Origin of the sequence: Brevundimonas bullata, from assembly GCF_014207965.1 — a bacterium.
Classification (GTDB): Bacteria; Pseudomonadota; Alphaproteobacteria; order Caulobacterales; family Caulobacteraceae; genus Brevundimonas; species Brevundimonas bullata_A.
The window spans coordinates 169,932-184,550 of sequence record NZ_JACHLM010000005.1; the positions used below are offsets into that span (position 1 = coordinate 169,932).

Here is a 14,619-nt window from a genome sequence, read left to right on the forward strand (position 1 = left end):
GATCACCAAAGATTACAGGGAGCAGCCCAAACCATGAGCCAGGCCATCCTCGAGGAACTCGAGCGCCGTCGCGCCGCCGCCAAACTGGGCGGGGGCGTCAAGCGCATCGAGAGCCAGCACGCCAAGGGCAAGCTGACCGCGCGCGAACGGATCGAAGTCCTGCTGGACGAAGGCAGCTTCGAAGAGACCGACATGTTCGTGGAGCACCGCAGCCACGACTTCGGCATGGACCAGCAGCGCATCCCCGGCGACGGCGTCGTCACCGGACGCGGCACCATCGGCGGCCGTCTGGTCTATGTCTTCTCCAAGGACTTCACCGTCTTCGGCGGCTCGCTGTCGGGCGCTCACGCGGCCAAGATCGTCAAGATCCAGAAGATGGCCCTGACGGCCGGCGCCCCCATCATCGGTCTGTTCGATGCGGGCGGCGCCCGCATTCAGGAAGGCGTGGAATCGCTGGCGGGCTACGCCGACATCTTCCTGCAGAACACGCTGGCCTCGGGCGTCATTCCGCAGATCTCGGTCATCATGGGCCCGTGCGCGGGCGGCGACGTCTATTCGCCCGCCATTACCGACTTCATCTTCATGGTGAAGGACACGTCCTACATGTACGTGACCGGCCCGGACGTGGTGAAGACCGTCACCAACGAGGTCGTCAGCCACGAGGACCTCGGCGGCGCCCGCGTCCACGCCGGCAAGTCGGGGGTCGCCGACGGCGCCTTCGAGAATGATCTGGAGGCCCTGTCCGAAGTCCGCCGCCTGATCGGCTTCCTGCCCCTGTCGAACCGCGAAAAGCCGCCGGTCCGCGACAGCTATGACGAGGCGGATCGCGACGAGGCCTCGCTGGACACCCTGGTCCCGACCAATCCGAACCAGCCCTATGACATGAAGGAGCTGATCCTGAAGATGGTCGACGAGGCCGACTTCTTCGAGATCGGCGCCGACTTCGCCAGGAACATCATCTGCGGCTTTGGTCGGCTGGACGGCCAGAGCGTCGGCATCGTCGCCAACCAGCCGCAGGTGCTGGCGGGCGTCCTGGACATCGACTCGAGCCGCAAGGCCGCGCGCTTCGTCCGCTTCTGCGACGCCTTCCACATCCCGCTGGTGACCCTGGTGGACGTGCCGGGCTTCATGCCTGGCACCAAGCAGGAGTACGGCGCCCTGATCAAGCACGGCGCCAAGCTGCTGTTCGCCTATGCCGAGGCCACCGTGCCCAAGCTGACGGTCATCACGCGCAAGGCCTATGGCGGCGCCTATGACGTCATGAGCTCCAAGCACCTGCGCGGCGACGTCAACTACGCCTGGCCCACCGCCGAGATCGCGGTCATGGGCGCCAAGGGCGCGGTCGAGATCATCTTCCGCAAGGAGGCCGGCGACCCCGAGGCTCTGGCGGCGCGCGAGGCCGAATACAAGGAACGCTTCGCCAACCCCTTCGTGGCGGCCGGCCTGGGCTACATCGACGACGTCATCATGCCCCACGGCACCCGCCGTCGCCTGATCAAGGCCCTGAAGACGCTGAAGAACAAGACCCAGGAAAATCCCTGGAAGAAGCACGACAACATTCCCCTGTAAGGCCCAGAAATGTTCAAGAAAATTCTGATCGCCAACCGGGGCGAGATCGCGGTTCGCATCATCAAGACCTGCCGCAAGATGGGCATCAAGACGGTGCTGGTCTATTCGGACGCGGACGCCGGTTCGCTGGCCTGTGAGATGGCTGACGAGACCATCCACATCGGGCCGTCGCCCGCCGCCCAGTCCTATCTGATCCAGGACAAGATCGTGGACGCGGTGCGCCAGTCGGGCGCCGAGGCGGTGCACCCCGGTTTCGGCTTCCTGTCGGAAAACCCGGTCTTCGCGCGTCGTCTGGAGGCCGAGGGCATCACCTTCATCGGCCCGAACCCGCACGCCATCGAGGCCATGGGCGACAAGATAACGTCCAAGAAGTTCGCGGCTGAAGCGGGCGTCTCGACCGTGCCAGGCCACATGGGCCTGATTGAATCGACCGAGGAGGCGGTGAAGATCGCCAACGAGATCGGCTATCCGGTCATGATCAAGGCCAGCGCCGGCGGCGGCGGCAAGGGCATCCGCGTCGCCCATTCCGACGCCGACATGGCCGAGGGCTTTGCGGCCGTGAAGGCCGAGGCTCTGACCGCGTTCGGCGACGACCGCGTCTTCCTCGAGAAGTTCATCGTCAATCCGCGCCACATCGAGATTCAGGTGCTGGGCGACAAGCACGGCAACATCGTCTCGCTGTTCGACCGCGAATGTTCGATCCAGCGTCGCAACCAGAAGGTCATCGAAGAGGCCCCGTCGCCCCTGCTGGACGACGCGACGCGCAAGGCCATGGGCGATCAGGCCATCGCCCTGGCGCGGGCCGTGAACTACGACTCGGCCGGCACGGTCGAGTTTGTGGCCGGGCAGGACCGCAGCTTCTACTTCCTGGAAATGAACACCCGTCTGCAGGTCGAGCATCCGGTGACGGAGTTGATCACCGGCGTCGATCTGGTCGAACAGATGATCCGTTCGGCGGCGGGCGAGACCATGGCCTTCAAGCAGGAAGACCTGTCTATCAACGGCTGGGCCATCGAGAGCCGCATCTACGCCGAGGACCCCTATCGCGGCTTCCTGCCGTCGATCGGTCGTCTGGTGCGCTATGAGCAGCCCGAGGAAGGCGATCAGGGCGACTACACCGTCCGCAACGATTCCGGCGTCCGCGAGGGCGACGAGATCAGCATGTTCTATGACCCCATGATCGCCAAGCTGTGTTCCTGGGGCGAGACGCGCGACGCCGCCGTCACCGGCATGGCCCGTGCGCTGGAGGACACCCACCTGTCGGGCGTCGGCCACAACGTGCCCTTCCTGTCGGCGGTGATGGATCAGGAGCGCTTCAAGTCCGGTCAGCTGTCGACCAGCTACATCAAGGACGAGTTCCCCGACGGCTTCCGCGGTCTTGAGCCCAGCGAAGAGCAGAAGGACATCTTCATCACCGTGGCTGCGGCGATGAACGAGGTCCTGGCCGAGCAGGCGGGCGATCCGTCGGAGCGCACCGACTGGACCGTGCTGATTGACCGCGAGGCCCACGAGGTGTCGCTGTCGTATGACGAGGCCGAGGATCTGGTCATCTCGCTGGACGAGCGCGACCTGACCCTGTCGGAAATCGACTGGCGTCCGGGCATGGCCCAGTTCCGCGCCGTGCTGGACGACGAACCCTTCACCGCCGAGGTCAAGCGCGCGCCCGACGGCTTTGATATCCGCCACCGGGCGGCCAAGGCCCGCGTGCGCGTCCTGACGCCCAGCACCGCCGCCATGTATCAGCGCCTGCCTGAGAAGGTCGCCGCCGACACCTCCAAGCTGGTGTTGTCGCCCATGCCGGGTCTGGTCGTCGACATCCCCGTGACCGTCGGCCAGGAGGTCAAGTCGGGCGAGACCGTCGCCATCATCGAAGCCATGAAGATGCAGAACATCCTCAAGGCCGAGCATGACGGCGTGGTGAAGGCGGTCGGCGCCAAGGCCGGCGACCCGGTCGCCGCCGACGATGTGCTGGTGGAGTTTGCGTAAATGACAACCTTTCCCACGCCGACGCCGCTGGAGTGGCGGGAACAGGCCGAGAAGGCGCTGAAGGGGCGGGCGATCGAAAGCCTGCTCCACCTCGACGCCGACGGCTTGCTCATCCGGCCGCTCTATGCCGACGCAACTGGGGTGCAGGCGCTTCGCGCGCCGCGCACCACGGACGCCGAGGGGCGGGCGTGGGACCTGCGCACCCTGGTCGAGGGCGACGAGGCGGCGGCGATCAAGGCCGCCGTCCTGACCGACCTTGAAAACGGCGCCGCCTCGGTGGTGCTGAAGGGGGCGTTCACGACGGACGAGACGACGTTGGCCGCCGCCCTGGAGGGCGTGGCGCTGGAACTGGCGCCGGTGGCGCTGGACGCGGGCTTTGACGGCGTGAAGGCCGCCGATGCTCTGGCGGCCGTGGCCAAGGGTTCGCCCCGCGCCCAGCTGCAATTCCACCTCGACCCGATCTCGGCCTTTGCCGAGGCGGGGGAGGGTCCGATCGACGCTGCCGTGACTGAAGCCGCCGAGGCCGCTGTGCGCCTGGCCGGGACCTATCCCGACGCCCGGCTGTTCCTGGCCTCGGGCCGCGTGGTGCATGAGGCGGGCGGTTCGGCGGGACAGGAACTGGCCTTCGCCGCCGCCTCCGCCGTCGCCTACGTCAAGGCCGCCGTGCTGGCCGGTTTGACGACTGAGCAGGCGCTGAAGGGCGTGGTGCTGGGCGTTTCGGTCGACGCGGAATATTTCGACGCTCTGGCCAAGGTGCGGGCCATGCGCCTGATCTGGGCCAGCGTCAGCAAGGCCTTCGGGCATGAGACCCCCGCCATCATCGAGGCCCGCTCGTCGCGGCGGATGTTGTCGGCGCGCGATCCGTGGCCCAACCTTCTGCGCCTGACCGCCGCTGGCTTCGCGGGCGCTGTCGGCGGCGCCGACGTGGTGGTGCTGGACGCCTTCACCCGCGCCGAGGGCCGTCCCGACGCCTTCGCCCGCCGCCAGGCCCGCAACACCCAACTGGTGCTGATGGAAGAAGCCAATCTGGGCCGGGTCGATGATCCCGCCGCCGGCTCCTGGTTCCTGGACAGCCGCACCCGCGATCTGGCCGAGGCGGGCTGGAAGGAGTTCCAGTCGATCGAAGCCGAAGGCGGCGTGGTCGACGCCCTGAAACATCACCTGATCCAGCCGCGCGTCGAACGCACGCGTGGTCAGCTGGAGGCCGCGCTCAAGGACGGCGCCCGCCACATGGTCGGCGTCACCAAATACGTCGATCCCGATCCGCGCCCGGCCCCGGTCGAGACCGCTGATCCCTCCTTCGTCCCGGTGCGCCACGGCGCCCTGACCCCGGTGCGCTTCGCCGCGCCCTTTGAGATCGCGTCCGAGGAGGCGAACCCATGAGCTTCCCCGACTTCTCCAAGGTCGATCTCGACCTGACCGCGACAGGTGAAGGCCCGAGCCGCGATCCCTGGCTGACGCCCGAGGGCCTGACGGTGGAAACCGCCTATGGTCCCGGGGCGCTGGAAGGCCTCGACGCCATCCACGGCCTGCCGGGCTTCGCCCCCTATATGCGCGGCCCCTATCCGACCATGTACGCGGGCAATCCGTGGACGATCCGCCAGTACGCGGGCTTCTCGACCGCCGAGGAGTCCAACGCCTTCTATCGTCGCAACCTGGCGGCGGGTCAGAAGGGCCTGTCGATCGCCTTCGATCTGGCCACGCACCGGGGCTATGACAGCGACCATCCAAGGGTAAAGGGCGACGTCGGCATGGCCGGCGTGGCCATCGACAGCATTCTGGATATGCGGACCCTGTTCGACGGCATCCCGCTGGATCAGATGTCGGTGTCCATGACCATGAACGGCGCCGTCCTGCCGATCCTGGCCCTCTATGTCGTCGCGGCGGAAGAGCAGGGCGTGCCGCACGCGGCCCTGACCGGAACCATTCAGAACGACATTCTGAAGGAGTTCATGGTCCGCAACACCTACATCTATCCGCCCGCGCCCTCGATGCGGATCATCTCGGACATCTTCGCCTGGACAGCGCAGGAGACGCCGAAGTTCAACTCGATTTCGATTTCCGGTTATCACATGCAGGAGGCGGGGGCCTCGGCCGAGATCGAGCTGGCCTATACGCTGTCGGACGGGCTGGAATACATCAAGGCGGGCGTGGACGCGGGGATGGACGTGGATCGGTTCGCGCCGCGCCTGTCCTTCTTCTGGGCCATCGGCATGAACTACTTCATGGAGGTGGCCAAGATGCGGGCCGGCCGCCTGTTGTGGGCCGAAAAGGTCGCCGAGACGTTCTCGCCCAAGGATCAGAGGTCGCTGTCGCTGCGGACCCACTGCCAGACCTCGGGCTGGTCGCTGGCTGCCCAGGACGTGTTCAATAACGTGCCCCGCACCATGGTCGAGGCCATGGCGGCGGCGGGCGGTCAGACCCAGAGCCTGCATACCAATGCCCTGGACGAAGCCCTGGCCCTGCCGACCGACTTCTCGGCCCGGATCGCGCGCAACACCCAGATCCTGCTGCAGATGGAGACGGGCCTGACCCGGACCATCGATCCCTGGGGCGGTAGCTTCTACGTCGAGCGTCTGACGCATGATCTGGCGAACCGCGCCCGCGCCCTGATGGCCGAGGTCGAGACGGCGGGCGGCATGGCCAAGGCCATTGAGGCCGGCATTCCCAAGCTGCGCATCGAGGAAGCGGCGGCCAAGACCCAGGCCCGCATCGACACCGGCAAGCAGACCGTGGTCGGCGTGAACCGCTATCTGAACGATACGCCCGACGACATTCCGATGCTGAAGGTCGACAACGCCGCCGTCCTGACGGCCCAGATCGAGAAGCTGAAGCGCCTGCGCGCCGAGCGTGATCAGGCCGCCACCGACGCCGCGCTGGAAGCCCTGACGGCTGGTGCGCGGGGCAACGCCAACCTGCTGGAACTGGCGGTTCAGGCCGCCCGCGCCAAGGCGACGGTGGGCGAGATTTCGGATGCTCTGGAGGCCGCCTTTGGGCGTCACGTCGCCACGGTGAAGACGGTCTCGGGCGTCTATGGCAAGGAGGCTGGCAATGATCCCAAGGTCGCCCGCGCCCGCGACATGGTCGCGACCTTCGTTGAAAACGACGGCGGTCCGCCACGCATCCTGATCGCCAAGCTGGGTCAGGACGGCCACGACCGGGGCCAGAAGGTCGTCGCCACCGGCTACGGCGATATCGGCTTCGACGTCACCGCCGGTTCGCTGTTCCAGACGCCCGCCGAGGCCGCCCGGGATGCGGTCGAGAAGAATGTCCACGCGGTCGGCGCCTCGTCGCTGGCGGCGGGGCACCTGACGCTCGTGCCGGAACTGCGGGCCGAACTGGCCAAGCTGGGCCGCGAGGACATCATGATCGTGGTCGGCGGCGTCATCCCGCCGTCGGACGTTCAGCCCCTGCTCGATATGGGGGCGGCCGCCGTCTATCCGCCTGGCTCGGTGATCGCCGACACGGCGGCGGACCTGATCGAGAAACTGAACCTGCGTCTGGGCTACGCCCAGCCTGCTCCGGCGGAGACGAAGTAATGATCGGCAATCTGAACCACGTCGGCGTCGCCACGCCCTCGATCGCGGACTCGATCAAGCTGTATCGCGACATCCTGGGTGCGACGAAGATCGGCGAGCCGTTCGACCTGCCGGCCCAGGGGGTGAAGGTCTGCTTCATCGACACGCCGACGGCCCAGATCGAACTGATCGAGCCCTATGACGAGACCAGCCCGATCACCGGCTTCCTGGCCAAGAACCCCAAGGGCGGCCAGCACCACGTCTGCTTCGAAGTAGCCGACATCCACGACGCCGTCGCCGAGATGCGCGCCAAGGGCGTGACCATCCTGGGCACCGGCGAGCCCCGCATCGGCGCCCACGGCACGCCGGTCGTCTTCCTGCACCCCAAGGAGATGGGCGGGGTCCTGATCGAACTGATGGAAGCGCCGAAAGAGGCGCACTGAAGTCAAAAGGCCCGGTCGCTGACCGGGCCTTTTTCTTAGAACAAAATCTTGCGGAAGCTGACCCGGAAGGTCCGGCCCAGCGGGTCCAGATAGTCGGGCTGATAGGCGTCAGGCGTCACGCCTAGCCCGTTTCGCACATCCAGCTTCTGGTCGAAGAGGTTGTCGATCCCGACGCTGACGCGGGCGCCCTTCAGCCAGGGATATTTCGCCACCCAGGTCTGACGCGACGACAGGTCGGCGAACAGGTTCAGGTTGACCGTCGTCAGGTCCGAGAAGCTCAGGTCGTCGTCGGGCGACGAGCCGCCGTTGATCCGCGTGGACTCCTTCCAGTTGGCGTTCAGGAAGCCGCCCATGCCGCTCTTGAACAGGCCCATCTGGAGCTGGACCTCGTTGCGCGACTGCCCGCCGCGCGCGCCGATGGCGGCGCCGTCCAGCAGGTCCAGCACCGGCAGGCCGTCGCGGATCGTGATCTCATCCTGGATGCGATAGGTGTGATACAGCGAGACGTTGAAGCGCCCCTGGCCGGGCTGCATGGCCGGGCCGCGCCCGCCGCGTCCGCCGCCCATCTGCATCCGCATGCCTCCGGGGGGAGGGCCGCCGGCGCCGCCGCCGGGGGGCGGCCCGCCTTCCATTCGCATCGTCACGGGACCGCCGCCTCCGCCGGGACGTCCGCCGCCCGGGCCGCGCTGCCCCATCCGCGCCGCCGCCGCCGGATCAGGCTTGCCGAACGGGGTCGAGAAGTTCAGGCCCCAGCGGATCTCCTGCTGCTCGGCCTTCTGGAAGTTCAGCGGCCGGGCGTCGATCGACAGCAGATTGCCGTCCAGGTCGCGGTCGAAGCGCTCGGGCAGGGCGGCTTCCAGTTCCGGGGTGATGGTCGGGAAGGCGGCGATGGAGCCCTCCACCTCGGTGCGGCTGTAGTTGGCCGTCAGCCGCAGGTCCTTGTCCTTCAGCGGCGTCAGGTTGAAGCCCAGCTTCAGGATGCGCTTGGTTTCCTCTGACAGGCCGGAGTTGCCGCCTTCGATGCGGGTGATGTTGACCGACTCCCCCTTCAGGAAGTCATAGACCGGCACATTTGCGGTCGAGATGGTCGGGTCGTTCAGCTGCGACATCGACGGGGCGTTCTGCTCGTCCGACCAACTGACGTTGAAGTTGATCGGGCTCCAGGGCGACCAGTTCAGGCCCAGGGTATAGGCCGACAGGCCGCCGAAGTCGGACAGGTCCTGATAGGCCAGGTTCAAGTTGGCCGACAGGTCGCCGAGCACGCCCAGGACCTCGCGGTCGCGGCTGGCGATGGGCAGGTTGAAGTTGCCCGAGGCGCTGGTCCGGTCGCGCGACAGCGAGCGCTCGGAGAAGACGCTGGCCTTCAGGTCCGCATCATATCGCAGGCTCTCGGAATCCAGCGTCTGGGTGTCGAAGCCGACCTTGAAGGTCGAGGTCAAGGCGCCCGCCGGCGCCTCCCAGGCCGTGCCGTTGATGACGGCTTCGAGGTTGCCGCTGCTGGAGACGGAGCGGGCGGTGTCGAAGGGCAGGCGCGGCAACTGGTCCGCATCGCCGAACGGGTCGATCAGGCCCGCCGTCACCCCGGCCTGCAGCGCGTCCTGATCAAGCCCGCGCCCGGTGCGGGTCTTGGTCTCTGTGCGGTCGTAGCCGCCGGTCAGCGTCCAGCGCCAGTCGCCCAGATAGCCGTCCACCAGAGCCCCGACCTTGCCCGCCAGGGTGTCAGTGGTGCGCGACAGGGCGTCGGGCGCGGTCAGGTAGAGTTGCTCCGCGACGGTGGACGGCGGCACGGCCAATTGGACGCCCGGCAGCCCCTGCCAGGCCAGTCGCGACGTGTCCTCCAGACTGGCGCTCAGCGTCACGGCGGTGGTGTCGTTCAGGTCGCGCACCAGCGACCCGGCGACGGACGCCTGCTCCTGCTTGGGCAGGATGGTCCGATAGGCGGTCGGTGCGCCGTTGCTGCGCTCGATGTCGCGCTCCGTCTCGAACAGGGCGGTGTCGTTTTCGTACTCGAGGTCCAGCGTGGTCCGCTGCTTGCCGGCGATGCGCAGGACGTTGCCTTCCAGATCGCTGACGGTGCGGCCGCCCTCGTCCGGGCGGCGGACGCTGGCTTGCATCGTCAGCGAGCGGAAGTTGGCCTTGAGGACGAAGTTCACCACCCGCTGGTCGGCGCTGTAGCCGTAGGAGAGGGCGGTCTCCTCGGGCAGGATCTCGGTGCGTTCGATGGCTTCGGGCGGGATGCCGCGGATTTCCTGGAAGCCCGAGATGCGTCGTCCGTTGACCAGGAAGACCGGCGAGCCGCCGCGCGAGCTGCGCGTCACCGGCTCCAGCAGGGTCATCAGCTCCTGTATGCTGCTTGCGCCGTAGGCCTTCAGCTGTTCCTCATCCAGCACCAGCTCGGGTTCGTAGTCGCCGAGCGCCGCGCCCCGTCGCCGGGTCGCGACGGCCTGGATCTCGCCCAGGTCATAGGCTTCCTGCTCTTCGGCCGCAGGGACGGCGGGCGTCTGGGTCTGCGGCGCGACCGCGGGCGTCGTCTCCGCATTGGGATCGAGCGAGGCGAGAGCAAGAAGCAGAACGACAGGCGACATGGATTGTCCTGATTAGACCGGAAGCGAGCGCCGACCTGCTTGAAGACCGATGTGCGCCGAATAATGGCGGAAAGGGCTCTGGCAGATTAACAGCCTGTAATGACGCGGAAATGTCACGGCAGGCTCGACAGTGATCTAACGCAGAAAGGGGCGGCGTCCGTCGCACGCCGCCCCTTCTTTTTTCCAGCTCTGATGAAATCAGAAGCGGGCGCGGACGCCCAACACCAGGTTACGGCCCCGTTGCGGCGCGGTCTCGGCTAGGAAGGAGGCGTGGTTCAGCGCCAGCTCGTCCAGCAGGTTGGTGCCGCGCAGGAAGACCTGCGACTTCACCCCGGCCAACTCCACGTCATAAGCCACGGTGGCGTTGACCATGTTGTAGCCCGGCGTCTCGCTCTCGAAGGCGGCGATGTCGTTCTGCTTGAAGGTGCGGCTGTATTCCACATCGCCCGACCACGGGCCTGCGAAGGCCTCGGCCCGGACGCCCAGACGCGCCGCCGGGATGCGGGGCAGATTTCCGCCGTCGCCCTTCAGCTCGCCGCGCACATAGTCGCCGAAGACGCTGGCGGACAGCCAGGGCGTCAGCTGCTGGCGCACCTCGCCTTCCAGACCCGTGAACGTCGCGTCGGCCTGGCTGTACTGGATCAGGCGGAAGTCCTCGAACTGGTCCAGGGTGCGGGCGAAGATGTAGTCGTCATAAACATAGTGATAGGCGCTGACCGAGGCCGTGGTGGACCCCGCCGTCTTGCGCAGGGTCAGCTCGAGGGCGTTGGCCGTTTCGACGTCCAGGCCGCTGTCGCCGATCTCGTATGTGTTGGTCGCCAGGTGGACGCCGTCGGCATAGAGCTCCTGCGCCGAGGGGGCGCGTTGCGAACGCGACAGCGACACCGCGCCCGACCAGCCGGGCATGAAGTGCCAGACCGCCGATCCCGAGATCGAGAAGGGCTTGTGCTCGGCGTCGGGCAGACCGAGGGCCGAGGCCTCCTGCCATTTCTGACGCAGGGCGCCCTCCAGATGCCAGTCGCCCAGTTCGTATTCCTCCATCACGAACAGGCCGGTGTTCTTGGTCGTGCTGGGAGCCAGGAAGCTTTCCTCCCCGACGGCGGCGAAGTCGCTCTTGCTCAGTTGCAGGCCGACCACGCCCTTGAAGCCGGCGATCGGCTTGTGCTGGGCCTCGATGCGGCCGTCATAGCCCTCGTTGGTGAAGGTGGTCGAGACGACGCCTTCTTCCAGTTCCTGATGCTGATAGTCGGTGTAGCCGGCGCGCAGGCGCACGTTCTCCATGCCGGGCAGGGGATCGCTCAGTTCGCCGCGCAGGTCGAGGCGGCGGCTCTTCAGCCGGACTTCGGGCACGCCGTGGTCGTGATCGTGCTCCTCGCCTTCCTCATGATCATGGCCGTCGTGGTCGTGATCGTCGTGACCGCCGCAATGCAGGTGGTCGCCATGCGGGTGGCAGCCCTCGTATTCATGGGTGTGCCCGGCCAGGCCGTAACGGCTGGTCTGTTCGGTATAGGCCGCGCCCAGATAGCCGCGCGAACCGATGTATGAGGCGCCGAGCGTCGCGGTCGAGGTCTCGTTGTAGGAACCGTCCAGACGCGGTTCGTCCCAGTCCGGCACCTTGTAGTCGTCGGCCTTGCGCGCCGCCGCCTCGATGCGGACGGCGAAGTTTCCACCGCCGACCGTGGCCCCGACCACGCCGGCTTCCTCGTTGTCGACCGAGCCGCGACGGTATTCGACCACGCCCTCGCCGCCGTTGGCTGGCACGCGCGTCGGGATCTTCTTGTCCAGCAGGTTGACCGCCCCGCCGATGGCGCCGCCGCCGTAGAGCAGGGCCGAAGGGCCGCGCAGGATCTCGATGCCTTCCAGCAGCAGGGGCTCGCCGGAGATGGCATGGTCGGGCGAGACTTCGGAGGCGTCCATCAGGCCCGCGCCTTCGCTCAGCACCTTGACGCGGGGGGCGGCCTGACCGCGCACCACCGGGCGGCTGGCGCCGCCGCCGAAGGTGTCGGAGTTGACGCCGGGAATGCCGCTGAGGGTGTCGCCCAGGGTCGACTGGCGGCGGTGGACCAGTTCGTCGCCGCTCAGCAGGGCGACGTGCGAGCCTACGTCGTCGCCGGCACGGCCCAGGGGCAGGGCGCGGACCACCACATCGGCGATCTCGGTCGGCTCGTCCTGATGGGCGGTCTGGATGACGTCATCAGCCGCGAAGGCGGACGTCGAGAGGGCGGCGGCCCCGGCAGCGGTCAGCAGGAAGGTTTGAAGTCGCAAGGCACGCATCCCCGTTACAATGTCGCGAACTTGATATGTTATAGTGTATCACTACGCAACCGCCTCGCTGCATTTCCTTGCAAGCGGAGCCTTTGACGAAGAGCAGCGTTCGGACGGGACGCTCATAGAGAGGCTGTCGATGACCCGTTCCGCCGTTGCGCTGCTGTCCTGTCTCGGCCTGACCGCCGCCGCCTGTTCGCAAGAGCCGGCGCCCGCGCCGACCGCCCCGATCGAGGCGCCGGCCGGCCCGCCCGCCGCCGCCGTCGGCTACGCCTGCGAAAGCGGCAAGGTCGTCACCGCCACCTACCCGGACACGGAGACGGTGCGGGTGTCCTATGACGGTCGCGACTATGTCCTGGCCAGCGCCGTCTCGGCCAGCGGCGCGCGCTACGCCGGACAGGGGCTGGAGTGGTGGACCGCCAGCCGCGACGGGCAGGAAAGCGGAACCCTCAGCCGACTGGCGCCCAATGACACGACAGGCGGGACCATCATCGAGCGGTGCAGCCGCCCGGTCCCGGTTCTGGCCCCGTCTCCCGAGGCGCCCTGCGTCGCAACCAACCTGAGGCTGTCGGTCGAGGGCGGCGACGCGGGCATGGGCAATCGCGTCACCACCCTGGCCTTGCAGAATGCGGGGACGCAGGCATGCAGCCTGACCGGCTATCCCGGCGTGACGCTGGCCGATGCGAACGGCGGCGCTCTGACGACCGTCCAGGCGGTGCACGAGCCCGGCAACTATTTTGCGAAGGGAACTGTGCCGACGCCGGTCTCGCTGGCTCCCCAGGCCAAGGCCTATTTCGATCTGGCCTGGAACGTCGTCCCGCATGAAGCCGAGGGCGAAAAGGCGTGTCCGGAGGCCAAGACCCTGCGCTTGACCACGCCCGGCGATACCGCCGTGGTCAGCCTGCCGCTGGCGCTCACGCCGTGCGGGAAGCAAGTTCGTGTCAGCCCGTTCCGCCCGGTGGCCGACGCCTCGGCCAGACCTGCCCCGGCGACCTGAAATCGGGGGTTCAAACCTGCCTGAATTCAGCGTAGCGGAGAAATCATGACCCAGAGCACCAATACGGCCTTCTACGACCGCATCTCCGCCGAACTGACCGACATTGACGCCCAGGGGCTGACCAAGCCCGAGCGCGTCATCGCCTCGCGCCAGGGACCCGTGATCTCGGTGAACGGTCGCGACGTCCTGAACTTCTGCGCCAACAACTATCTCGGTCTGGCCGGCGACGAGCGCGTCACCCAGGCGGGCATCAGGGCGATGGAGAAGTGGGGCGCCGGCACGGCCTCGGTCCGCTTCATCTGCGGCACGCTGGAAATCCATAAGGAACTGGAACGCGCCGTCGCCGACTACCTCGGCTTTGAAGATGCGATCCTGTTCGCCGCCGCCTTTGACGCCAACGGCGGCATCTTCGAGCCCCTGTTCACCGAGGCCGACGCCATCGTCTCGGACAGCCTGAACCACGCCTCGATCATCGACGGCGTGCGCCTGTGCAAGGCCAAGCGCTATCGTTTCGCCACCTCGGACATGGCCGACCTGGAGGCCCAGCTGAAGCAGGCCCGGGCCGACGGCGCGCGCGAGATCATCATCGCCACCGACGGCGCCTTCTCGATGGACGGCTACATCGCCAAGCTGAAGGACATCCGTGCCCTGGCCGACCAGTACGGCGCCCTGATCATGGTCGACGACTGCCACGCCACCGGCTTCATGGGCGACAAGGGGCGGGGTTCCTACGCTCACTGCGGCGTCGAGGTGGACTTCGTCACCGGCACCTTCGGCAAGGCCCTGGGCGGCGCCATGGGCGGCTTCATCTGCGCCAAGGCCAATGTCGTGGCCCTGCTGAAGCAGCGCGCGCGGCCCTACCTCTTCTCCAACGCCCTGGCCCCCGCCGTCTGCGGCTCGTCGCTGGAGGCCATCCGCATCGCGGCGGGCGAAGAGGGCGACGCCCTGCGCAAGCAACTGTTCGCCAACGCCGCGCGCTTCCGCTCGGCCATGACCGAGGCGGGGTTCACCCTGCAACCGGGCGAGCACCCGATCATTCCCGTCATGCTGGGCGACGCCAAGCTGGCGCAGGACATGGCGGCGCGGATGCTGGAACTGGGCGTCTATGTGATCGGCTTCAGCTTCCCGGTGGTCCCGCGCGGCCAGGCCCGCATCCGCACCCAGATGTCGGCGGCGCATACGTTTGAGCAGATCGACGCCGCCGTCGCCGCCTTCATCCAGGCCGGCAAGGAGTTGGGGGTCATCTGACCCCCAAC

At 67.4% G+C, this 14,619-nt stretch carries 9 protein-coding genes; 7 read left to right on the plus strand and 2 right to left on the minus strand.

The window, feature by feature from the left end; translation table 11 throughout:
* The first annotated feature begins 33 nt into the window (after positions 1-33).
* Genes HNP51_RS14335 through mce form a run of 5 tightly spaced genes read left to right on the plus strand, consistent with a single transcriptional unit; the run spans position 34 to position 7,516 of the window.
* Positions 34-1,569, plus strand: coding sequence for an acyl-CoA carboxylase subunit beta (locus HNP51_RS14335; protein ID WP_184271974.1), 1,536 nt, complete (start codon positions 34-36; stop codon positions 1,567-1,569).
* A gap of 9 nt (positions 1,570-1,578) precedes the next feature.
* On the plus strand, positions 1,579-3,555 hold the full coding sequence (locus HNP51_RS14340; protein WP_184271971.1) for an acetyl/propionyl/methylcrotonyl-CoA carboxylase subunit alpha: 1,977 nt from the start codon (positions 1,579-1,581) through the stop codon (positions 3,553-3,555).
* Positions 3,556-4,938, plus strand: coding sequence for a methylmalonyl-CoA mutase family protein (locus HNP51_RS14345; protein WP_184271967.1), 1,383 nt, complete (start codon positions 3,556-3,558; stop codon positions 4,936-4,938). It begins immediately after the preceding gene.
* Positions 4,935-7,094, plus strand: a complete 2,160-nt coding sequence (scpA, locus tag HNP51_RS14350) for a methylmalonyl-CoA mutase (RefSeq protein ID WP_184271964.1) — start codon at positions 4,935-4,937, stop codon at positions 7,092-7,094. Before HNP51_RS14345 ends, scpA begins: the two co-directional genes overlap by 4 nt.
* Entirely contained in the window at positions 7,094-7,516 is a 423-nt protein-coding gene (gene mce, locus HNP51_RS14355; protein ID WP_184271960.1) for a methylmalonyl-CoA epimerase, read from the plus strand. The genes scpA and mce overlap by 1 nt, the downstream gene beginning before the upstream one ends.
* A gap of 35 nt (positions 7,517-7,551) precedes the next feature.
* Here mce and HNP51_RS14360 read toward each other — a convergent pair whose 3' ends face one another.
* Both HNP51_RS14360 and HNP51_RS14365 read right to left on the minus strand, forming a co-directional pair.
* Positions 7,552-10,101 (minus strand): TonB-dependent receptor, encoded by a 2,550-nt coding sequence (locus HNP51_RS14360; RefSeq protein WP_184271957.1) that lies wholly within the window; start codon positions 10,099-10,101, stop codon positions 7,552-7,554.
* A gap of 198 nt (positions 10,102-10,299) precedes the next feature.
* Positions 10,300-12,375 carry a TonB-dependent receptor domain-containing protein gene (locus HNP51_RS14365; protein WP_184271953.1) on the minus strand — a complete coding sequence of 692 codons (2,076 nt, stop codon included), beginning with the start codon at positions 12,373-12,375 and terminating at the stop codon, positions 10,300-10,302.
* A gap of 130 nt (positions 12,376-12,505) precedes the next feature.
* On the opposite strand from HNP51_RS14365, the gene HNP51_RS14370 reads away from it, so the two are divergent.
* Both HNP51_RS14370 and HNP51_RS14375 read left to right on the plus strand, forming a co-directional pair.
* On the plus strand, positions 12,506-13,363 hold the full coding sequence (locus HNP51_RS14370; RefSeq protein WP_184271950.1) for a DUF4232 domain-containing protein: 858 nt from the start codon (positions 12,506-12,508) through the stop codon (positions 13,361-13,363).
* 45 nt (positions 13,364-13,408) lie between these two features.
* The gene (locus tag HNP51_RS14375; RefSeq protein WP_184271948.1) at positions 13,409-14,611 is read left to right on the plus strand and encodes a glycine C-acetyltransferase; all 1,203 of its coding nucleotides are present in this window, start codon (positions 13,409-13,411) and stop codon (positions 14,609-14,611) included.
* The last annotated feature ends 8 nt before the right edge of the window (positions 14,612-14,619 follow it).

Coding starts and splice junctions, on each gene's coding strand:
- HNP51_RS14360 (WP_184271957.1), bottom strand. CDS start 10,101: ATGTCGCCTGTCGTTCTGCTTCTTGCTCTCGCCTCGCTCGATCCCAAT.
- HNP51_RS14340 (WP_184271971.1), top strand. CDS start 1,579: ATGTTCAAGAAAATTCTGATCGCCAACCGGGGCGAGATCGCGGTTCGC.
- HNP51_RS14365 (WP_184271953.1), bottom strand. CDS start 12,375: ATGCGTGCCTTGCGACTTCAAACCTTCCTGCTGACCGCTGCCGGGGCC.
- HNP51_RS14375 (WP_184271948.1), top strand. CDS start 13,409: ATGACCCAGAGCACCAATACGGCCTTCTACGACCGCATCTCCGCCGAA.
- mce (WP_184271960.1), top strand. CDS start 7,094: ATGATCGGCAATCTGAACCACGTCGGCGTCGCCACGCCCTCGATCGCG.
- HNP51_RS14345 (WP_184271967.1), top strand. CDS start 3,556: ATGACAACCTTTCCCACGCCGACGCCGCTGGAGTGGCGGGAACAGGCC.
- HNP51_RS14335 (WP_184271974.1), top strand. CDS start 34: ATGAGCCAGGCCATCCTCGAGGAACTCGAGCGCCGTCGCGCCGCCGCC.
- HNP51_RS14370 (WP_184271950.1), top strand. CDS start 12,506: ATGACCCGTTCCGCCGTTGCGCTGCTGTCCTGTCTCGGCCTGACCGCC.
- scpA (WP_184271964.1), top strand. CDS start 4,935: ATGAGCTTCCCCGACTTCTCCAAGGTCGATCTCGACCTGACCGCGACA.